12 protein-coding genes are annotated in these 20718 nt (G+C 61.8%); 2 read left to right on the forward strand and 10 right to left on the reverse strand.

Going from position 1 to position 20718, the window contains the following annotated elements; translation table 11 throughout:
- Position 1: 1 nt before the first annotated feature.
- From recD to B7O88_RS15555, 6 genes are all read right to left on the reverse strand, one after another.
- Positions 2–2056 (reverse strand): exodeoxyribonuclease V subunit alpha, encoded by a 2055-nt coding sequence (recD, locus tag B7O88_RS15530; RefSeq protein ID WP_088277302.1) that lies wholly within the window; start codon positions 2054–2056, stop codon positions 2–4.
- Positions 2046–5681 (reverse strand): exodeoxyribonuclease V subunit beta, encoded by a 3636-nt coding sequence (gene recB, locus B7O88_RS15535; protein ID WP_088277304.1) that lies wholly within the window; start codon positions 5679–5681, stop codon positions 2046–2048. The genes recD and recB overlap by 11 nt, the downstream gene beginning before the upstream one ends.
- The gene (gene recC, locus B7O88_RS15540; protein ID WP_088277306.1) at positions 5678–9160 is read right to left on the reverse strand and encodes an exodeoxyribonuclease V subunit gamma; all 3483 of its coding nucleotides are present in this window, start codon (positions 9158–9160) and stop codon (positions 5678–5680) included. Before recC ends, recB begins: the two co-directional genes overlap by 4 nt.
- A gap of 71 nt (positions 9161–9231) precedes the next feature.
- Positions 9232–10581 carry a glutamine synthetase family protein gene (locus B7O88_RS15545; RefSeq protein ID WP_088277308.1) on the reverse strand — a complete coding sequence of 450 codons (1350 nt, stop codon included), beginning with the start codon at positions 10579–10581 and terminating at the stop codon, positions 9232–9234.
- Positions 10582–10735: 154 nt separating this feature from the next.
- Positions 10736–11974 carry a saccharopine dehydrogenase family protein gene (locus B7O88_RS15550; RefSeq protein ID WP_088277310.1) on the reverse strand — a complete coding sequence of 413 codons (1239 nt, stop codon included), beginning with the start codon at positions 11972–11974 and terminating at the stop codon, positions 10736–10738.
- A gap of 47 nt (positions 11975–12021) precedes the next feature.
- On the reverse strand, positions 12022–13119 hold the full coding sequence (locus tag B7O88_RS15555) for a carboxynorspermidine decarboxylase (RefSeq protein WP_088277332.1): 1098 nt from the start codon (positions 13117–13119) through the stop codon (positions 12022–12024).
- A 288-nt stretch (positions 13120–13407) separates the two neighbouring features.
- Here B7O88_RS15555 and B7O88_RS15560 point away from each other — a divergent pair, with 288 nt between their 5' ends.
- A complete protein-coding gene (locus tag B7O88_RS15560; protein WP_088277312.1) occupies positions 13408–15372 on the forward strand; it encodes an alkyl/aryl-sulfatase in 1965 nt (654 codons plus the stop codon).
- A 45-nt stretch (positions 15373–15417) separates the two neighbouring features.
- Here B7O88_RS15560 and B7O88_RS15565 read toward each other — a convergent pair whose 3' ends face one another.
- The 3 genes from B7O88_RS15565 to glnT form a co-directional block, all read right to left on the reverse strand.
- The gene (locus B7O88_RS15565) at positions 15418–16029 is read right to left on the reverse strand and encodes a TetR family transcriptional regulator (RefSeq protein ID WP_088277314.1); all 612 of its coding nucleotides are present in this window, start codon (positions 16027–16029) and stop codon (positions 15418–15420) included.
- A 51-nt stretch (positions 16030–16080) separates the two neighbouring features.
- Entirely contained in the window at positions 16081–17175 is a 1095-nt protein-coding gene (locus tag B7O88_RS15570; protein ID WP_235005810.1) for a putative urea ABC transporter substrate-binding protein, read from the reverse strand.
- Between the two features lie 93 nt (positions 17176–17268).
- The gene (glnT, locus tag B7O88_RS15575) at positions 17269–18630 is read right to left on the reverse strand and encodes a type III glutamate--ammonia ligase (protein ID WP_088277316.1); all 1362 of its coding nucleotides are present in this window, start codon (positions 18628–18630) and stop codon (positions 17269–17271) included.
- A gap of 151 nt (positions 18631–18781) precedes the next feature.
- Here glnT and B7O88_RS15580 point away from each other — a divergent pair, with 151 nt between their 5' ends.
- Positions 18782–19807, forward strand: a complete 1026-nt coding sequence (locus tag B7O88_RS15580) for an alpha/beta fold hydrolase (RefSeq protein ID WP_088277318.1) — start codon at positions 18782–18784, stop codon at positions 19805–19807.
- Between the two features lie 55 nt (positions 19808–19862).
- Here B7O88_RS15580 and B7O88_RS15585 read toward each other — a convergent pair whose 3' ends face one another.
- The gene (locus B7O88_RS15585; protein ID WP_088277320.1) at positions 19863–20459 is read right to left on the reverse strand and encodes a porin family protein; all 597 of its coding nucleotides are present in this window, start codon (positions 20457–20459) and stop codon (positions 19863–19865) included.
- Positions 20460–20718: the final 259 nt, after the last annotated feature.

A 20718-nucleotide genomic window follows, 5' to 3' on the forward strand; every position in this document is an offset into this window, starting at 1 on the left:
CTCAGGCGTCCAAATCCAGCCCGCTGATCCGCCGCACCGGCGTCTGCACCGCCGCCTCAAACACGCCGGGGCGGCTTTCCAGCAGGCTGAAGTGTTTGCTCGCACGGGTAATGGCGGTGTAGACCAGTTCCTTGGTCAGCACCGGGTTGCGCGCCTCCGGCAGCACCAACACGGCGTGCTCGAACTCCGAGCCCTGCGACTTGTGTACGGTCATGGCAAACACCGTTTCCACCTCCGGCAGACGGCTGGGCAGCACAAAGCGAATGCCGCCCTTGCCATCGTTGCGCGGGAAGGCGACGCGCAGCGCCTCGGTCTCCGGCTCCCCTGCGTGCAGCGCCGGCTCGCGAATGCGCAACGCAATGCCGATGTCGCCGTTCATCAAGCCCAGACTGTAGTCGTTGCGGGTGACCAGTACCGGGCGCCCCTCGTACCAGAGCTTGTCGGCGTGCAGCAGGCCACGACGGCTCAGCAGATCAGCCACACGCTGATTGATGCCTTCGACGCCCCAGTCGCCGCGGCGCACCGCACAGAGCAGCTGAAAACGGTCGAACTCGCGCAGCACATCGCCCGCCCAGGCTTGCCAGCGGGGATCATCGGCAGCCGCATCTGCGCCCGGGCGCTGCGCCTGCAGCGTGCTCAGATAGGCGCCATAGCCCGGCAGGCCGTCCTCGCTGCCCAGCACCAGCGCGGCAAACCCGGGGTCGCGCAGGTCCGGCAGGCGCCGGCTGTGAATATCGGCAAACTGCCCCCGCTGCAGCAGATCGCGCGCGGCGGTGGCGTCGCAGCGATTAACCGCGCGGGCCAGCTCACCGATGCCGCTGTCGGCACCAAAGCGGTGGGAATGGCGCAACATGGCGGTCTGCTGCTCCAGCAGATGGGTCGTCTCGTCGCCCGGCTGCAAGCCACTTTCGGCCAGAGACTGGCCGCTGACCTGCTGCAGCCAGTCCAGCGTGGCCGGTGAGTAGCAACCGGCGTCGGCGCGTCGACACAGGTCGCCCAGCACCGCGCCGGCTTCCACCGAAGCGAGCTGATCCTTGTCACCGAGCAATACCAGGCGTGCCTGCGGTGGCAGCGCAGCCAGCACGTTGGCCATCATTTCCAGATCGATCATCGAGGCCTCATCCACCACCAGCACATCCAGCGCCAGCGGGTTACCCGCGTGATGGCGGAAGTGGCGACTGTCCGGCAGGCTGCCGAGCAGGCGGTGCAGCGTGCTGACCTCGGTCGGGATGGCAGCGCGCACCGCGCCGTCAACCGGCAGCGCGCCGACCTGCCGCCCGATCGACTCGGTAAGCCGCGCGGCGGCCTTGCCGGTCGGTGCGGCCAGGCGGATACGCAGCGGCTTGCCCGCTTCCACTGCCGGCGTCTGCAGCAGCGCCAGCAGCCGCACCACCGTGGTGGTCTTGCCAGTACCGGGGCCGCCGGTAATGATGCTGAAACGCCCGCGCGCCGCGAGCGCGCAGGCAATGCGCTGCCAGTCCGGGTTCTGCTGGCTGCCGGCAAACAGGGCATCCAGCCGCTCAGGCAGATCCCCGGCAACCTGCAGTGGGTGCTGCAGGCGCTGATGCAGGATCGAAACAACGTGCCGCTCGTGCTGCCAGTAGCGGCGCAGATACAGACGCTGGCCAACCAGCACCAGCGGGCAACGGCCCTGCTCCGGTTGCTGGCTGTCTACCACCCGGCTGGCCTGCAACGCCGCACGCCAGCTGTCCAGCGTAATGCCCGCCAGTACCGCCGACGGCAGCGGCGTATCGATCAGGCTCTCCCCTTCCGGCGGCAGCGACAGGGCAAAATCCGGCTCGGCCAGCGTGGTCGCCAGATCAAGGCAAACATGTCCATGGCCCAACTGGTGGCTGACCAACGCCGCCGCCAGCAGCACTGCCGGGCCGGTTTCCGGCGCCTGCTCCAGCAGAAACCCGGCGAAGGCCCGATCCAGCGCCCGCAGCCAGCCGTTAGCCAGCCAGTCGTCCAGCAGCTGCAGCAGCGCGGCGCTGCTGTCCAGCTGCGTTGCGGATGCGGGCAGCGCGCCCAGCAGGTCCAGTTGATCACCCTGCATGGTCAATCTCCTCAACCGGCTGGCCGGCGAACAGGCGGTCCAGCGTTTCAATCAGCTCGCGCGGCGGGCGCTGATGGCAGAGGCCGCCGTTTTCCGCGTCCACACCCCGCATGAACCAGTAAAGCGCGCCGCCGATATGACGGTCGTAGTCGTAGCCCGGCAGCCGCGCCTGCAACTGGCGGTGCAGCGCCAGCAGGTAGAAGACGTATTGCAGGTCGTAACGGTGCTCCAGCAGCGCACGGCTCATGGCCGCCTCGCTGTAATCGGCCGCCGTTGCACCCAGCCAGTTGGACTTGTAGTCGAGCACGTAATAGCGCCCCTCGTGCTCCAGCACCAGGTCGATATAGCCCTTGAACAAGCCGTTCAGGCGGTCACGCTGCAGCGCCGGACGCGGCTGCCCGTCCAGCGTCATCGCCGTGACCAGCCGATCGATCTGCTGCACGTCGACCTTGCTGGCGGCAAACATAAAGGCCATTTCGCTCTGGTAACGTGACGGCGGCAGCTCACCCAGCGCCAGCTCGGTACCCGGCACCAGCCCCGGGCGCTGCAACAATTGCCCCAGCCAGTCGCTCAGGCAATCACTCCACTCACCCCAGCCACGGCGCTGGCAGCGCGGCGCCAGCCAGCGGCGGCAACGCTCGGCATCCTGCAGCGCTCCGAAGCCTTCCTGCGCCGCCAGCTCCAGCAGACCGTGCAAAAAGGTGCCGGGCTGCGGGCCACGCGGGAACCGGTGAATGCTCGGCTGCTCGCCACGACGCAGTGGCACAAAACGGCTCTGGCGCTCGTCGTCGGCAATCCACTCGGCCAGCGCGCTGTCGGTACTCTCGCCACTGAGCGCCAGCGCACTGTAGGAGCCGATCCACCATGCATCGAAGCGACCGTGCGCCGGGCGGCGGGCATCGACCAATGCCGGGCCATCGTCCAGCAGCGGCAGCCGATCATCACGCGGCTCTGGCGCGCCCTGCAGCGCGATTACCTCGCCGTCCGGCTGCCAGCGGGCCAGCCAGTCTTTCAGTTGAATAGATGATTCCAGCGCCGCACCACCGCCCAGCAGCCAGGCAATGGCACTGCGGTGCAGCACCGACTGCTTGTTGTTGCCGCTCTTGAGGTCGGCCATGCCCAGCCAGCAGGCATGCTGCGCACGGGTCAGCGCCACATAGAGCAAGCGCAGGTCTTCACCGAGCCGCTCGCGGTCAGCCTCGGCCACCTGATCGGTGTTTGGTTTCAATACCCAGCCGTCACTGAGACGCAGCGGCTGGTCGGCCTGCACCGGGCGGCTCAGGCAGATAAAGGGCAGGAACACCAGCGGGTACTCCAGGCCCTTGGACTTGTGGATGGTCACCACCTTGACCAGCTCGGCGTCGCTTTCCAGCCGCAGTACCTGCTCATCCGCAGCCCCCTCGTCCGCCTGCCGAATCAGCTCGGCCAGGTGGCGAATCAGCGCCTGCTCGCCATCCAGCTCGCGGGCGGCGCGCTGCAAAAGCTCGGCCAGATGCAGCAGATTGGTCAGCGCGCGCTCGCCATCGTCCTGCTGTTGCAGCCGTGCCGGCAGTTCAAAGTCGTGCAGCAGACGGTGCAGCATCGGCAGCACACCCTGGCGCTGCCAGATGCGCCGGTAATCACGGAACTGGTCGACCCGCTGCTCCCACAAACGCTCGTCCTGATTCAACTGATCCAGCGCCTGCCAGTTGAGGTGCAGGCTGTGGCTGGCCAGCGCCGCGCGCAGCAGGCGGTCGTTGCCGGGCTCGGCACAGGCGCGCAACCAGCGCAGCACATCCTGCGCCTGTTGGGTTGCCAGCACCGAATCCTTGTCGGACAGATACACACTGCGCACGCCGCGGGCAGCCAGCGCATCACGAATCAGTTGCGCCTCGCGGCCGGTGCGCACCAGCACCGCCATATCAGCCGGGCGCACAGCGGCGAAGGGTTCTCCGTCACGGGCAAACCCGGCGCGCCCCTGCTGGCCCGACTGCAGCAGCGACGTCATCTCGCTGGCACAGCGCTCGGCCATCTCCCGTCGGTAGACATCGCCAGTCAATGGCTCTTCCGATTCCAGCAGCCAGGCGGTCAAGGCCGGCGCGGGCTCACCGTTGCAACACCAGACCTCCTTTCGCCCGCGTGCCTGCACCGGCAGAAACGGCATGGGGTTGTCATCACCCTTGCGAAACAGAAAGGCGCCAGCAGCAAAGTTCTGCTCGGCCTGCTCGAAGACCCGATTGACCGCCGTGACCATCGTCTGGCTGGAGCGGAAGTTGGTATCCAGATTCTCATGCCGCCCGGCGGTGTCGCCCCGGGCTCGCAGGTAGGTATGAATATCCGCCCCGCGGAAGGCGTAGATCGCCTGCTTGGGGTCACCAATCAGCAGCAGCGCACAGTCCTGATCGTTTTCCGCTACCCGATAGATGCGATCGAAGATGCGGTACTGCAGCGGGTCGGTATCCTGAAACTCGTCGATCAGCGCGACAGGAAACTGCTGACGGATAACCTCGGCCAGCCGGTCGCCATTGGGGCCCTGCAGCGCCGCATCGAGCCGGGTCAGCATGTCATCGAAGCCCATCTGCGCACGGCGGCGCTTTTCCGCCTCAAAGCGCACCGACATCCAGTCCGCCGCATGGCGCAGCGCATCGCTGTCCGGGTTCGGCAGCGCAGCCAGTGCCTCGCGCAGTTGCGGCAAGCCGCGCAACGCCGGGTGATCGGGCACGGCGCCCTTCTTCCAGGCCTCGCCGAGGCCGTCTTCGCTGAGCCGGGCCCAGGCCGCCGGTGGCAGTTCGAGCTTTATCTGCTCCGGCGTCAGCGCCCATTGGCGCAGGGTCTCGAACCAGGGCGCGTAGTAGCGCTTCTGAATCTTGCGCTTGTCGACCACGCCCTGCTCGACCGCCTGATCCAGCAACGCTTCCAGCTCATCGGCCCACTGAAGGCAGGGCACCTTGAGCGCGGCCAGTTCGGCGTCACGCTGGTTGAGTACCTGCTCCAGCAACGCCTGCAGTTCGGTAGCAGGCGCAGCGGCTGTCGGGTCGAACAACCGGCGCGCCTGCGCCAGCAAGGCGTCCGGCTGGCCCCAACCGGACTGCACCCAGGCCAGCGCACTGCCGTGCAGGTGATAGCAATGCAAGCGCCAGTAATCACGCGCGACCTCGGCCAGTAGGTCGCGTTGGTCGGTTTCCAGCGTCTGGGTAAACAGGCTGCCGCTGTCAAAGGCGTGCTCGCGCAGCATGCGCTGACACCAGCTGTGAATGGTCGATACCGCGGCCTGATCCATCCACTGGGCGGCAATATCCAGCTTGCGCGCGGCGCTGGCGTGGTCGGTTTCGGGGATATCCGCCAGCAGGCCGGCGAGAATCGGGTCCGGTTCAGTCAGTTCACCACGGAACGCCTGTGCGCCCTCTACCAGCCGCGCACGGATGCGGTCGCGCAGCTCCTGGGTGGCGGCGTCAGTAAAGGTTACCACCAGCACGTCCGGCGGCAGCAGTTCACGGCTGAAGGCACTGTCGCCCTCGCCATGCCCCAGTACCAGGCGCAGGTAGAGGGCTGAGATAGTGAAGGTCTTGCCGGTACCGGCACTGGCTTCAATCAGGCGGCTGCCGCGCAGCGGGCAGCGCAGAGCCAAGGGGCGTTGGTTGCTCATGCTGCGCCCTCCCCGGCCGGGGTAATCATCAGCCATTCATCCTCGATTGCCTGCGCCAGCGGTTGATACAGTGCCTGCGCCCAACCGATAAATTCGTCGTTCGCCTGCAGGCTGGCAAAGTCGGGATAGCTGCGCTGCAGCGCCGGGCTGCCGTCGACCTCGCCGCGGCTGAAATCATTACCCTCGTAGCAGAGCCGTGCGGCACCGAGGCGCTTTTCGTCCTTGCCCTCGGTCAGCCAGGCGAAGGCGGTTTCCACTGCCACCGGCAGCGGTCGCTTCAGGCCTTGGAGGTAGCCAAGCAACCAGTCATTCACGATGCGCTCGGCACGCACCTGCTCCAGCGGCAGCAGTTGAATGCTGGCGTCGGCGCTGATCAGGCAGGTAGTGAGTCGATGCCCCGAAGCCGCAGCCAAAACATGCTGGCACAGCTCACTCAGCAGCTTGCGCCAACGCGGCACGTCTTTCTTGCCGAGCAGTTTGCCGGTGACCAGCTGAACCCGCATCAGCCCGTCCAGCTGGGCGCAGCGGCGCACACCGGCGAGCCAACTGACCACCTCGATGCTCGCTTCTGCCGTACGCGCAGACGCCTGCAACGGCAGTGGATACTCAAGCGGCTGATCCCACAACAGCAGCTGCTCACGGAAGCGCTCCAGCTGACCACCCAAGGGCTCGACCAGCTGGGCCAGCGTCAACTCACCAAAACCGGCCAGCGGAAGGCTGCCGCGTTGCTGCAGACGGCTGGCCTGCTCAAGCAGCAGGGCCTGCCAGTCATCCTGCAAATCGGCCTGCTGCACCTGTTCCAGCAGCCACTGGCTGAGCTGGTGGCGCTGCAGGCCATCGAGTGCAAAGGGTTCGTCGTCTTCGCTGGTGCTGTGCTGCTCCTGCAGCCAGACCTTCAGCCGGGCGGCAAAAAAGTGCTCAACCGGGTTACGCAGAAAGCGCTGCAGCGCCAGCAGCTCGATGGGCGCTTCCAGCGTGACCGGAGCCAGCGGCTGGTCTGCATCATCGCTGGCACGGGAGTCGTGCAGCTGGCGCCACTCGCGGGCATAGCTGAACAGCGCGGAATCGGCGATGAAATAGGCGCGACTGAAGGGCTGCAGCGGGTGCTCGACGGTCAGTGCGTGCAACAGATCTGCGCCGTCAGCCGTATGCCAGCCGGCGACCAGATGATCGCGCAACTGGCCGATCATTACCGACGGAGGCCGTTCGCTGTTGTCGCGGATACTGCGCCCGACCCAGCTGATATGCAGGGCGTCGCGCGCCGACAGCAGCGCCTCAAGCAGCAGGTAGCGGTCGTCCTCGCGGCGCGAGCGGTCGCCCGGTCGGTAATCACGGCCCATCAGGTCGAAATCGAGCGGCGGCTGCGCGCGTGGATAGTCGCCGTCGTTCATGCCCAGCAGGCAGATGCGCTTGAAAGGAATGGCGCGCATCGGCATCAGGGTGCAAACGTTGACCGCACCGGCGAGAAAACGCTGACTGAGCTGGCTCTGGCCGACACCATCGAGCCAGGCCTCGGCCACCACGTTGAGCGGCAGCGCCACGTCCAGCGCGACGCCGTCACACAGCTCCAGCCAGTCGGCCAGCCCCTCGTGCAGCTGCGCCAGCAGCAGTTGATCCCGATCACTCTCGGCGATAAAGAAGTCATCCAGCAGCTGACGCAGGCGTTCGCCCCATTCACTCGGCACGGTCGCACTGGCCAGCTGCGTTTCGTGGCGGTCCAGCGCATCCAGCAGGCCGCTGAGCGGGCCGATCAGCGCCGCGTCCAGCCCACCAATCTCGTCATAGGGTTCGATCTGCTGCCAGGCCTCGGCACCGCCGCTGGCGTAACCCAGCAGCATCCGGCGCAGGCCGAAACGCCAGCTGTTGGCTTCCAGCCCGTCTGGCAAACCCAGAGCGGCGCGGCGCTGATGATCCAGCCCCCAGCGGATGCCTGCGCCCTCAATCCAGCGTTGCAGGGTCGGCAGGTCAGCCTCACTCAAACCAAAGCGACTGCGCAGCGCCGGCACATCGAGCAGGTCCAGCACCTCACTGACCGGCAGCCGGCTGTCAGGCAGACGCAGCAGGTGCTCCAGCGCAATCAGCAGCGGCTCTTGGCCGCGCTGGCCCTGATCGGCCAGGGTAAAGGGAATCGCCCGCGGGTCGTCGCCACTGTGCTGACCAAACACCGCCTGAATATGCGGTGCGTAGAGGTTGACGTCCGGCACCATGACGATGATGTCGCGCGGTTTGAGGTCCGGGTCGGCAGCAAAGGCGGCCAGCAGTTGATCGTGCAGCACTTCGACTTCGCGCTGCGGGCTGTGCGCCAGGTGAAAGCGGATGGACTGATCCCCTGCGGTGTCGACCGCCGGCCACTGTTCGCGGGACTCGGCCAGCGGCCGCAGCTGCAGGATGTCCTGCTGCAGTTGCTGCAGCAGCGTATTGCCGGCGGGCGCTTCGAACAGATCAACCCGGCCACCGGCAATATTGGCGAAACGGGCTTCGTAACTGGCCCGCTCGTCGTGCTGGTCGAGCAGGTTGATATAGTCACGGCCCTGCTTGCCCCAGGCGGCCAGCAGCGGATGGGCGTGCTGGTGCAGGGTGTTCTCGTCCAGTTGCAGCGGCGTACCCGGCCGCCGCTGCTGACGGCGGTACTCGTGCCGCAGCAGGTCCTGATCGGCAACGATATCGCCCCAGTGGTACTCACAGGGGTTGAGCACGCAGAGCAGCACCTGGGAGAAGCGGCCGATCACCGCCAGCGCCTCCAGCGTCTGCGCCGGCAGCGACGAGATACCGAACACGATCACCCGTCGCGGCAGGCTGGCTGGCCGGCTGTCACAGTCGAGCAGGTGCTGAACAAAACGCGGATGGATGCCCGCCCGGCTGTCGCTCAGGCGTTCCGCGCCTACGTCCGCCAGCACCGCACGCCAGAGCGCCGGCTGCCAGCGCTCCTCGTCATCCAGCGGCCGCGCGCCGGTTCGCGCCAGGCCGATATGGTCGCGCCCGGCGGCCCAGTCGTTCAGCCAGTCGGCGCGATAAACCTGATACTGGTCAAACAGATCGGCCAGCCGCACCGCCAGTTGGTAACGCTTACGGCAATCATGGTCATCGGCGAGAAAACGTTTGAGTGGGGCAAAATCGGGCTGATCCTGCAGCGCAGGCAACAAGCGCATCAGCCGCCAGGTCAGCGGCTGCTTGTCGAGCGGCGATTGCTCGGGCACGCTGTCGCGCCCCAAAACGCCGCGGTAACTGTCCCAGAGAAAGCGCGCCGGCAATTGCACATCCAGCGCCGCCGCAATGCCGCAGCCCCCCTGAGCAGGGTCGGCTGCCAGCGCCATCTGCAGCCACTGGGCAATGCCGTTGCTCTGCACCAGGATGACTTCGTTTTCCAGCGGCGCCAGCGGGTGCGCCCGCATCCAGTCCACCGCCAGCTCGCGCAGGGTCTCCAGGCGGTTGCCGTGGATGATCATCAAACCGGGGGCGAGGCCGTTGGCGTCCTGCATGGAAGCTCCTTATAGGTGAGGAGACCGCAGTCTATCACCGCACTGCGACAGGCGCGGTCGCAGCTGCTCGTCTAAACCTGGCTGCCGAGAAAGCGCCGCTCCCACGGCGTAATTTCATCCATAAAGCTCTGCAGCTCCATGCGCTTGCTGGCCAGGAAGCCGTCAACAAACTCGGCGCCGAACAGCTCACGCGCCAGCGTGCTGCGATCCAGCCGCAGGATGGCGTCGTGCAACGTGCCGGGCAGGGTCAGCTCGTCCGGCGCCTCGAACTCGCCTTGCGCCGGAGCAGATGGCTCGCACTGGTTGTCGATGCCATACAGTCCCGCAGCCAGTGAGGCTGCCACGCTCAGATAGGGGTTGGCGTCGGCGCCGGGCAGCCGGTTTTCGACACGGCGCGCTTCCGGGCCGCTGGCCGGAATGCGCAGGCCGGCAGAGCGGTTGTCGTGCGACCAGCACAGGTTGTTCGGCGATGCGTACGCGTGGCAGAAACGCTGGTAGGAGTTGATGTAGGGCGCCATCAGCAACGTCAGCTCGCCCATGCACTGCTGCAGGCCACCAATGAAGTGCCCAAAATGCGCCGTGGCCTCGCCGGTCGCCGCATCGGTAAAGATATTGTTGCCGCTCCCCTGCTCCACCACGCTCTGGTGAATGTGCATCGAGCAGCCGGGCACCCGCGCCAGCGGCTTGGCCATGCACACGGCAATCAGCCCGTGCTTGAGCGCGACTTCATGCAGCGCGTGCTTGAACAGGAAGGTCTGATCGGCAATCAGCAGCGGATCACCATGGACAAAATTGATCTCGTACTGACTGACGCCCATCTCGTGCATAAAGGTATCGCGAGGAATACCCAGCGCGGCCATGGTGTCGGCCAGCTCGTCAAAGAACGGCTTGAGGCCGTTGCTGGTGCTGACACTGAACGCGCCGTAACCGGCTTCGCGGCGGCCATCCAGCCCCACCGGCGGCTGGAACGGCTGGGTGTCGTCACGGTTGGGCTCGAACAGGAAGAATTCCAGCTCGGTCGCCACCACCGGCGCCCAGCCACGTTCGGCATAACGCTCAACAATCCGACTCAGCAGAGCGCGGGTCGACAGGCCGGAAAGCTGACCATCCAGCTCCACCGCTTCACAGATCGCCAGTGCACGAGGGCGCTCGATCCACGGCAGCACATGCACCTGATCCCGCAGCGGGCGCAACACCAGATCGCCATCGTCGCTGCCGTAATACTGCGCATCCGGATAGCCGCCCATCACGCACTGCAGCAGCACGCCGCGCGCCAGCTGCAAGCGCCGATCCGCCAGAAAGCCCTCGCCGGTCATTACCTTGCCACGGGGAATACCGTTTAGATCCGGGGTGACACACTCGACGTCGCCAACGCCGGCAAGGCGTTCGGCAAGGGAACCAAGGGATGCGGGGACGTTCATGCAGCACTACCTGTGTTTGATCTAGCCAACATGGCGATGCCGGATCATACCCCATCCGAGCCGCCACCACTCAAGCGCCCACGCGCGCCATGCCGGCCCTGAATGCAAAAAGGCCAGCGCATGCGCTGGCCTTTCCTGGTCTTTCCGGTGCGGATCAGAAGCTCAGAGCGCGATCGCCCTGCTCATCCTTGATCCGGGTAGGCAGGCCCATTTCGTTCAGCAGATTGATGAACGGCTTGGGGTCCAGCTCTTCGACGTTGACCATCTTGCCCGCATCCCAGGCGCCCTGGGCGATCAGGATGGCTGCGGCAACCGGCGGCACACCGGCAGTGTAGGAAATACCCTGGCTGCCGACTTCGGCGTAGGCTTCGGCGTGATCGGCTACGTTGTAGATGAACACTTCCTTATCCTTGCCGTCCTTCTTGCCCTTGACCACGTCACCGATGCAGGTCTTGCCGGCATAATCGGGTGCCAGTGACGATGGATCGGGCAGCACGGCCTTGACCACTTTCAGCGGAATCACTTCCAGGCCTTCAGCAGTGGTGACCGGCTGTTCGGACAGCAGACCGAGGTTCTTCAGCACGGTGAACACATTGATGTAGTGCTCGCCAAAGCCCATCCAGAAACGCACGTTCGGCACGCCCAGATTCTGCGACAGCGAGTGCACTTCATCATGGCCGGTCATGTAGCTGGTCTGCGAGCCGACAACCGGCAGGTCATCGGTACGCTTGACCTCGAACATCTTGTTGCTGGTCCACTGGCTGTTCTGCCAGGACCACACCTGCCCGGTGAACTCACGGAAGTTGATTTCCGGGTCGAAGTTGGTCGCGAAGTACTTGCCATGACTACCGGCGTTGATGTCGATGATGTCGATTTCCTCGACATCATCGAAGTACTCGTTGACCGCAACCGCAGCGTAGGCGTTAACCACGCCCGGGTCGAAGCCGACCCCCAGGATCGCGGTGATGCCCTTCTCGGCGCACAGTTCCTTGCGCTTCCACTCGTAGTTGGCGTACCACGGCGGGGTTTCACAGATCTTGTCCGGCTCTTCGTGAATGGCGGTATCCAGGTAGGCAGCACCGGTCTCGATGCAGGCCTGCAGGACCGACATATTGATGAAAGCCGATCCGACATTGATCACCAGTTGCGACTGTGTCTTGTCAATCAACGCCTTGGTGGCCTCGATATCGAGGGCATTCAGGGCATGGGCTTGCAATTCACCGGCAACCTTGAGGCTGCCCTTGTCCTTCACGCTGTCGACGATGGCCTGACACTTCTCGGCGGTACGCGACGCGATATGGATGTTACCCAGCACGTCATTGTGCTGGGCGCATTTGTGTGCGACCACCTGGGCCACACCACCGGCACCAATAATCAGAACGTTTTTCTTCATTTCTTTTCCTCGAAACGCCTCCTTGGAAAGGCTGGGTAGGTTATGCCTCAGGAGAGGCTGTCCAGGTAATCCTGGAATCCGAACTCGCGCACCAGTTTCACCGAGCCATCAAGCTCCCTGATTGCAATGGCGGGCATGTTGACGCCGTTGAACCAGTTCTTCTTGACCATGGTGTAACCGGCCGCATCAATAAAGGACAGGCGATCGCCGATCTTCAGCTCGCTGTCAAAATTGAATTCGCCGAAGATGTCGCCAGCCAGACACGACTTGCCACACACCATATACTGGTGCGGGCCATCGCAGGGCTCCATCTTGGCCTCCTGACGGTAGATCAGCAGATCGAGCATATGCGCTTCGATCGAACTGTCGACCACGGCCAGCTGCTTGCCGTTGTAGAGGGTGTCGAGCACAGTCACTTCGAGGGAAGTGCTCAAGGTAATGGCGGCCTCGCCGGGCTCCAGGTAAACCTGAACGCCGTAGCGCTCGGAGAATGCCTTGAGGCGGGCACAGAAACGATCCAGCGGGTAACCCTCGCCGGTAAAGTGGATACCGCCGCCCAGACTGACCCAGCTCACCTGCTCAAGCAGGTGGCCGAAACGCTCTTCGATCTGTCCGAGCATCTGGTCGAACAGTTCAAAGTCGCTGTTCTCACAGTTGTTGTGAATCATGAAGCCGGAAATCAGCGGCAGCACCGCCTCGATCTTGGCGGCGTCCCACTCGCCCAGGCGGCTGAACGGACGGGCCGGATCAGCAATCAGGAAGTCCGAGCTGCTGACCCCGGGGTTCAGGCGCAAGCCGCGAACCTTGTCGGCCGAGGCCTCGCTGAAGCGGGTCAGCTGACTGATGGAGTTGAAGATGATCTTGTCCGAATGGGCCAGGACTTCGTCGATCTCGTCATCGGCATAGGCCACGCTGTAGGCATGCGTCTCCCCCGGGAACTTGAGCTTGCCAAGTTTCACTTCATTCAGGGAGGAAGAGGTAGTGCCATCCATGTACTGACTCATAAAGTCGAACACGGACCAGGTAGCAAAGCATTTCAGTGCGAGCAGCGCCTTGGCGCCGGAGTGCTCACGCACATAGGCGATCTTCTCCATGTTGCGTTCGAGCTTGCTCTTGTCGATGAGATAGTACGGCGTCTTGATCAATTCGTTCATACCCTCCAGCTGTCAGAACCCGGTACCGGGCGAGTAAAAGCGCGAAATTATAAATTAACGCGCCAACAGTCGATAGGAAAAATCACCCCCTCAAGCCTAGCCGCCGATTACTGCAGTTTCACTTCAACACAACAAAACATGCAAAAAAAGCATCGATTTTAAAATAAAAATGCATTGGCCATATATTCGCAGTAACTCCTATAGTGTCTGCATGCCGGCGTCGCCGGTTACCAACAACAACTGCGCCGCATGTACGGCGACGACACACGGAGACACCCCATGCGCTCACGCACTGTCATCCTCGGTCTTGGAGCCCTTGCCGCCGGTATCAGCCTGGTGGTCAGCGCAGCCCCCAACCCGGCGACCGAACTCACCGCCGCCAGCAACCATGCGATCCTGGAGCAACTTCCCTTTGCCGACCAGCAGGCCTTCGCCGACGCTCAGCGCGGATTCATCGCCCAGCTACCTGATGGAAAAGTCCTCAACGCCGACGGCTCAGTTGCCTGGGACATGAGCGAGTATGCGTTCCTGAACAACGAGAGCGCACCCGATACCGTTAACCCCAGCCTCTGGCGTCAGGCTCGACTGAACGCCATTCACGGCCTGTTCAAGGTAACCGACGGCATGTATCAGATTCGCGGTATGGATCTGGCCAACATGACCATCATCGAAGGTGACACCGGTCTGATCATCATCGATCCGCTGCTGTCTCCCTCCACTGCCAGGGCTGGCCTGGAACTGTACTACCAGAACCGCCCGCAAAAGCCGGTTGTTGCTGTGCTCTACACCCATAACCACGTTGACCACTGGGGCGGCGTAAAGGGCGTGACCAGCAATGAAGATGTGGCATCCGGCAAAACGCGTGTCTATGCGCCGGCCGGCTTTATGGAGCACGCGGTCTCCGAGAACGTGATTGCCGGGCCAGCGATGAGCCGCCGTGCCATTTACCAGTTCGGCGCCATGCTGCCGCCGGGCGAACGCGGCCATGTGGATACGGGCCTGGGCAAGGCGCTGTCGAAGGGTGATCGCTCCCTGATTGCACCAACCAATACCGTGCCGGATAACGGTAACCTGACCATCGATGGTGTAGAGATCGAGTTTCAGATGGCCCACGGCACCGAAGCAGAATCGGAAATGATGATGTACTTCCCTGCGTTCAAGGTCCTGAACACCGCGGAAATCACCAGCCAGCACATGCACAACGTGTACACCATTCGCGGCGCTGCCGTGCGTGACGCCAGCGCATGGGCCCACTACATCGATCTGGCGCTGGAGCGCTTCGGTGATCGCGCCGACATCGTGGTGGGACAGCACCATTGGCCAATCTGGACCCAAGAGGATGCCAAGCGCTTCCTGTCGGTACAGCGGGACATGTACAAGTACCTGCACGATCAGTCCGTACGCATGATCAACAAGGGCTACCTGCCGGGCGATATCGCCGAGCAGCTGAAACTGCCAGCCAGCCTTGACCAGCAATGGTACGCCCGCGGCTACTACGGCACCCTGCGCCACAACGCCAAGGCCATTTACCAGCGCTACATGGGCTGGTACGACGCCAACCCGGCCAACCTGAACCCGCTGCCACCGGTACAGAACGCCGCCAAAACCATCGAATACATGGGCGGCGCCGACAAGGTGATCGAGCAGGCGCGCAAGGATTACGACAACGGCGAGTATCGCTGGGTCGCCAGCGTAATGAATCAGGTGGTGTTTGCCGACCCGAGCAATCAGGCCGCCCGCGAGCTGGGTGCCAATGCACTGGAGCAACTCGGTTATCAGGCCGAAGCCGGCACCTGGCGCGGAGCTTACCTGATGGGCGCTCAGGAACTGCGTAACGGCACGCTACCGCCAACCGTGGGTTCGCTGTCACCGGACGTACTGCAGGCGCTGGACACCGGCATGTTCTTCGACCTGATGGGGGTACGACTGGATGCCGCCAAGGCTGAGGGCAAGCATCTGGTAATCAACTGGCAGCTGACAGACACCAACGAGAACTACCGTCTGAACCTGGAGCACTCGACGCTGACCTATCGCGCCGATACTCAGGATGACAACGCCCAGGCAACGGTCAGCATGAACCGCGACACGCTGGACCAGATCCTGCTGCGCCGCACCACCTTCCCGGACGCGGTCAAGGCTGGGCTAATCAAAATCAGCGGCGAACCCAATGCGTTCTTCGGCTTGCTGCAAATGCTGGAAGTACCCTCCGGTGACTTCCCGATCGTGACTCCGGTCAGTAACTGACCTTTTTAGCCCCGTTCGTACCTTGGCGGACGGGGCTCTTTTTCTTCAGGACTGCTGCAGCGAACGCAGCAACCGCTCGGCAAAAAATCCCCGCTGTTCATTCAGGTCAAACAAGCCCGGTGCAAACAACCAGGTCTGGGTCACGCCCATCAACTGGGTGTAAATCATCAACGCCAATTGCCCCGCCGTCTGACCTTGCGGAATCTGGCCCTGCGCCTGTGCGGCGCAAACCAGCGCTTCCAGCGTTTCTATCATGCTCTGGGTCAGCCGCCGCTCACGCTCAAGCGTTGTCAGCATCGCCTCGGTCAGCTCGGTCTTGTTGAGCAGAATCTCGAAGGACTGGCGAAACCAGGCGTCCTCGACCAGCAGCGCAAACCAGCTGCGGACAAAACCGTCGATTCGCTCCAGCGGAGACAAACCAGCGCTGCGCGCCTGCGCTACCAACTGCTCGAGAGGTTCCTGCGAATAGGCCAGTACCGCCTCGAACAGGTCGTCCTTGTTCTTGAAGTGCCAGTAGATGGGGCCACGACTGAAACCGGCTTCGGTGCCGATCATGGCCAGCGTGGTGTTGGAGTAGCCGTTGCGGCTAAATAATGTCAGCGCCGCCTCTATGATTTTCAGACGGGTTTTTTCCGCGTCTTCTTTGGTTCTGCGCATGGGTGTTCCAGCAGGTGCAGCGGGAGCTTGCTCCCGCTGCAGTCAGACTCCTCAGAGGGCGCCGTCGGCAGCCATCTGCATATACTCGGTATCAAACCGCAGCTTGATGTTAGCGGTATCACCCAGGGTCTTGCCATCGGGCATCGCGATGCCGACAAAGTCAGGCGAGTCTGCGCCTTCGCCAAGCAACCCCTTCTCGAACGAGAACTGGCGAACGCTGTCCATCGCCTCGTAGGCCTCATCACTGCCAATAAAGGCGACGGCGTCAGCCGGTTGCCAGAACATCTTCATGCCGGCCAGCTGTGCTTCATACCCGGCCTGATCGGTCGCAGACGCTTCGCCGAGGAACGCTCTGGCCTTCTGCCCCGCTTCGCTGTCAGTACCCATTTCCGCCATCAGCTCAAACCAGGCACCGACCAGCGCCTTGCCCAACGCCGGGTTGTCGCGCAGTGTCTCGGTGTTAACGATGGTCAGATCCTTGATATGGCCCGGAATCTGGCTGGAATCAAATACCCGGTTGGCGCCCGGCTGGCTGAGAATTTCGTCAAGCAACGGATTCCAGGTCACTACATTGCGCACGTCGTCGGTATTGAAGGCGGCGACCATATCGGCATCGCTGGTATTGACCACGGTAACATCGCTCTCGCTCAGACCGACCGAGTCCAGCGCGCGGGCCAGCAAATAGTGGGATACCGACAGCTCGACCAGATTGACCTGCTGTCCCTTGAGATCAGCAACACTGGCGCTGTCCTTCATCACCATGCCGTCGTTGCCGTTGGAGTAGTCACCAACGATCAAGGCCGTAGTATCTACGCCGCCAGCGGCGGGGATCGACAGCGCGTCCATACTGGTCGCTACCACACCATCAAACTGACCGGCACTGTACTGGTTGATCGACTCGATGTAATCGTTTATCTGCACTATCTCGACGCTGATGCCGTACTTGTCGGCCCACTTTTTCATCAACCCGGACTCGTCGATGTACTTCCACGGAATCCAGCCGGCGTAAATGCTCCAGGCCAGTTTGAAGCTGTCTTTCTCTTCGGCTTGAGCTGCGGGAATCACGGCGACCGATGCCGCCAGTGCAATCATGGCGCCTGAAACAACCTGCTTGAAACGTCGTGCAAATGGAACGGACTTTTTCATGGTTCAACTCCAGATGGTTCTCGTTGGCAATGATGTGAAGTCTTGGCAGTAACTGAGCAGCAAGAACCGCGCCGTATTCGGCGCGGAACCGACTTAAAAGAACTTCAGGTAGCGTTGCAGCTCCCAGTCGGAGACGTGGGTGTGATACTCGGTCCACTCCTGACGCTTGAAGCTGACAAAGCTGTCGAACATCGCGTCGCCGAATACCGCGCGCGACAGCGGGTCTGCTTCGAAGGCATCGACAGCCTCGCCGAGGTTTTGCGGCAGCAATTCGATATTCATGTCACGCACCTGCTGGTCGGTGTAGTTGTACATGTTCTCGCGATGGGGATTACCCGGGTCCATGGCTTCGCGAATGCCTTCAAGACCGGCAGCCAGCATCATCGCGGCACCAAGATAGGGGTTGCAGGCGATATCTGCCGCACGGCACTCGACCCGACCGCCTTGCGACGGGATACGCAGCATGTTGGTGCGGTTGTTGTTGCCGTAGCAAACGAATACTGGCGCCCAGGTAGAGCCGGACATGCTGCCCTTGCGTACCAGACGTTTGTAGCTGTTTACCGTCGGCGCGATGACTGCGCTGATTGCCTTGGCGTGCTTCATTACGCCGGCGATGAAGTGATATGCCATCTGGGTCACCCCGCAGCCGTAGGGATCTTCGCCATTGGCAGGATCAAACAGATTGCGGCCGGTCTCGCGATCAGCCAGCGACATGTTGTAGTGCGCGCCACTGCCGGTGCGGTTGGCCGACGGCTTGGGCATAAAGCTGGCAAAGCCACCGTGCTTGCGCGCAATCTCGTTGGCCATCAAACGAAAGAACACCAAGCGGTCAGCCATGCCGAGGGCGTCGGTGTAGGTGAAGTCGGTTTCAAACTGGCCGTTAGCGTCTTCGTGGTCGAAGGAGTACACATCCCAGCCCATGGCATTCATGGCTTCGACCAGCTCGCCCACAATCGGCATGTTGTCCATCAGGCCGCGCGGGTCGTAGCAGGGTTTGGCGAGGGTATCGCGGGCACTGATCGGCTCGAACCCGCCATCCTCTGAGTCACGAAACAGGAAGAACTCGGTCTCGATACCCAGATTGAAGGTAAGCCCCATATCCGCTGCCTGCGCAACCTGCCGCTTGAGGATATTGCGCGAGCACGCTTCAAAAGGCGCACCATCCAGGTACAGATCGCTGGCGAACCAGGCCAGTTCGCGATTCCAGGGACAGATGGTGGCAGTCGCGGGATCGGGCATGGTCGCGACTTCATTGTCACTGATGTCCTGGGGAACACCGTCCAGCGCAGCCCCGGTGTATAGCTCGGACCCCTTCATCATCCGCCCCAAGTGGTTGAGCGGAACAAACTTACCCTTGATCACACCATGCAGGTCCACATAACCACCCAATGCATATTTAACGCCTTTGTCCTGCAGGGACTGCTTCAGTTGTTCGGTGCTCACTTGCTGACTCATGTTGGTACTCCGCTGATTCTGTCCGCAACCACTGCGGCGCTTGGTACGAATCTTTCATTCAACATACATGCCAGCATGCATATTTAATCCATAAGTAGATTCAATCAACTCCCAAACATCACCTCGATGGCACCAACCAAGAGATTGCTATATGTCGATATATCAAGCAGTTAAGAAGCAATTCAGCGTTGGAGACTGGCCACTTCAGAGCGGCAACATACTGCGCGATGCGCATGTCTGCTATCTGCAACTGGGCCAGCTCAACGCAGCGTGCGACAACCTGATCATCCTGCCGACGTACTACGGCGGAACACACGAAGGGAATCTGCCCCTGATTGGTGCAGACGGACCACTGGATCCGGAACGTTACTGCATCCTAATCCCGAACTTGCTTGGCAACGGCCAATCCAGCTCGCCGTCCAACGCACATCACAGTCAACGCGGCGCGGATTTTCCGATAGTTAGCTTGTACGACAACGTCGCTCTGCAGCACAGACTGGTTGAGGAGCACTTTGCAGGCGCTGAAGTTGCACTGGTAGCCGGCTGGTCAATGGGCGGCATGCAGGCTCTGCAGTGGGGCTGCCTGTACCCGGACCAGGTAAAACGCGTAGCCAGTATTTGTGCGACAGCTCGTTGCTGGCCACACAACCAGGTGTTTCTGGAAGGAGTCAAGGCAGCACTGACGTGTGACAAAGACTGGGATGGAGGGCGCTACCAATCCACGCCCAAAGCCGGCCTGAAGGCCTTTGGTCGAGTTTACGCCGGGTGGGCCTACAGCCAGGCGTTCTTTCGTCAAGAACGATACAAAGAACTGGGCTTCGACTCGATAGAGTCGCTGCTACGGTACTGGGAAGAGGACCACGTCGAGCAGGACGCCAACAATCTGCTTGCCGTGTTGCATACCTGGCAACAGGGAGACATCAGCGCCAACCCTGTATGGAACAACGATTTCAGCGCCGCCCTGAAGGGGATTAAAGCCAGGTGCCTGATAATGCCAGGCAGCACTGATCTCTACTTCACCAGCGAGGACGCCTTGAGCGAAGCACAGCAAATACCAAACGCATGTTTTCGGGCACTTGAATCTGACTGGGGGCATTGTGCCGGAGCACCTGGGCGCAATCCGCTAGATACGAGAAGTATTCTCGGTGTACTAAAGACATTACTGACTGAAAATTAGGGGGAAACAGGGGAGCCGATGATTCCCCTGCAATATCCTAAGGCGTGACCCAAGGTCAGAAGTTGTAGCGGATGCCTGCAGACAACAGGTCCACATCATATTCGTCGCCCACATCGCGGTAACGCTCAAACTCAGCTACCAGCGTCACACGCTCGCCGAGGTTGTAACCACCGCCCACGCCAAACGAGGTGACCCATTCAGTTTGTGAGTCGCTGATTACATCAAAACCATTCACAGACAGATCGAAGTCTGTTTCAAGGCGGTGGTAACCCAATTTCGCAAACAGGCTAAAGCTATCCAACGGCATGGTTAATACGCCGTTCAGACCATATCCTTCAGTGCCAGCATTAAAGCCCAGATTGTTGTTCCCGTCAGTCGCGCGAAACGAAACATCCCCCAATTCAACGTACTCGGCTTCAAATGCGAAGTATTGGTTTAGCTTCAGACCTGCGCCAATTTTCCAGGCTGTGTCCTTATTGTCCATAGAGGAGTTAAGGCCTATCCCTGACGGAACAACATCACCAGTGCTGAGATCAGCATCAGATTGTCCGAGGCTAGCAAACAGGTAGGGCTGAGCCTCCTGCGCTTGAGAAAGGGCTGAGGCCGAGAAAAGTGCAACGAAGGTTGCTGTAAACAGTGTTTTTTTGAACATCTTATCAAGTCTCCATATGACTACATGCCACCTTCTTGGTAGCGGTCCTTGCTCTTGGCATTCCTGCCAAGAGATCCCGGATCATAAGGGTTATTGATCTCAGAAAGCCAGCCCCCTTACTTGCTACTGATGGAACTATATTCAGAAGACGCGATGACATAGTCCCAATTCAGATACGTATGTATGCAGATTATCGACCTGATCCTGCCGCCCGCAGCAGCGCTGACCCAGGCGAATTTTCCGCCCGCGCAAAGAAGAA

Source organism: Halopseudomonas aestusnigri (assembly GCF_002197985.1).
In the GTDB taxonomy this organism is placed as follows: domain Bacteria; phylum Pseudomonadota; class Gammaproteobacteria; order Pseudomonadales; family Pseudomonadaceae; genus Halopseudomonas; species Halopseudomonas aestusnigri.

Bases quoted from the DNA above. Each gene is read 5' to 3' on its own strand.
- B7O88_RS15580 (WP_088277318.1), top strand. From the start codon at position 18,782: ATGTCGATATATCAAGCAGTTAAGAAGCAATTCAGCGTTGGAGACTGG.
- recC (WP_088277306.1), bottom strand. From the start codon at position 9,160: ATGCAGGACGCCAACGGCCTCGCCCCCGGTTTGATGATCATCCACGGC.
- B7O88_RS15565 (WP_088277314.1), bottom strand. From the start codon at position 16,029: ATGCGCAGAACCAAAGAAGACGCGGAAAAAACCCGTCTGAAAATCATA.
- B7O88_RS15570 (WP_235005810.1), bottom strand. From the start codon at position 17,175: ATGAAAAAGTCCGTTCCATTTGCACGACGTTTCAAGCAGGTTGTTTCA.
- B7O88_RS15585 (WP_088277320.1), bottom strand. From the start codon at position 20,459: ATGTTCAAAAAAACACTGTTTACAGCAACCTTCGTTGCACTTTTCTCG.
- recD (WP_088277302.1), bottom strand. From the start codon at position 2,056: ATGCAGGGTGATCAACTGGACCTGCTGGGCGCGCTGCCCGCATCCGCA.
- B7O88_RS15550 (WP_088277310.1), bottom strand. From the start codon at position 11,974: ATGAAGAAAAACGTTCTGATTATTGGTGCCGGTGGTGTGGCCCAGGTG.
- B7O88_RS15560 (WP_088277312.1), top strand. From the start codon at position 13,408: ATGCGCTCACGCACTGTCATCCTCGGTCTTGGAGCCCTTGCCGCCGGT.
- B7O88_RS15545 (WP_088277308.1), bottom strand. From the start codon at position 10,581: ATGAACGTCCCCGCATCCCTTGGTTCCCTTGCCGAACGCCTTGCCGGC.
- recB (WP_088277304.1), bottom strand. From the start codon at position 5,681: ATGAGCAACCAACGCCCCTTGGCTCTGCGCTGCCCGCTGCGCGGCAGC.
- glnT (WP_088277316.1), bottom strand. From the start codon at position 18,630: ATGAGTCAGCAAGTGAGCACCGAACAACTGAAGCAGTCCCTGCAGGAC.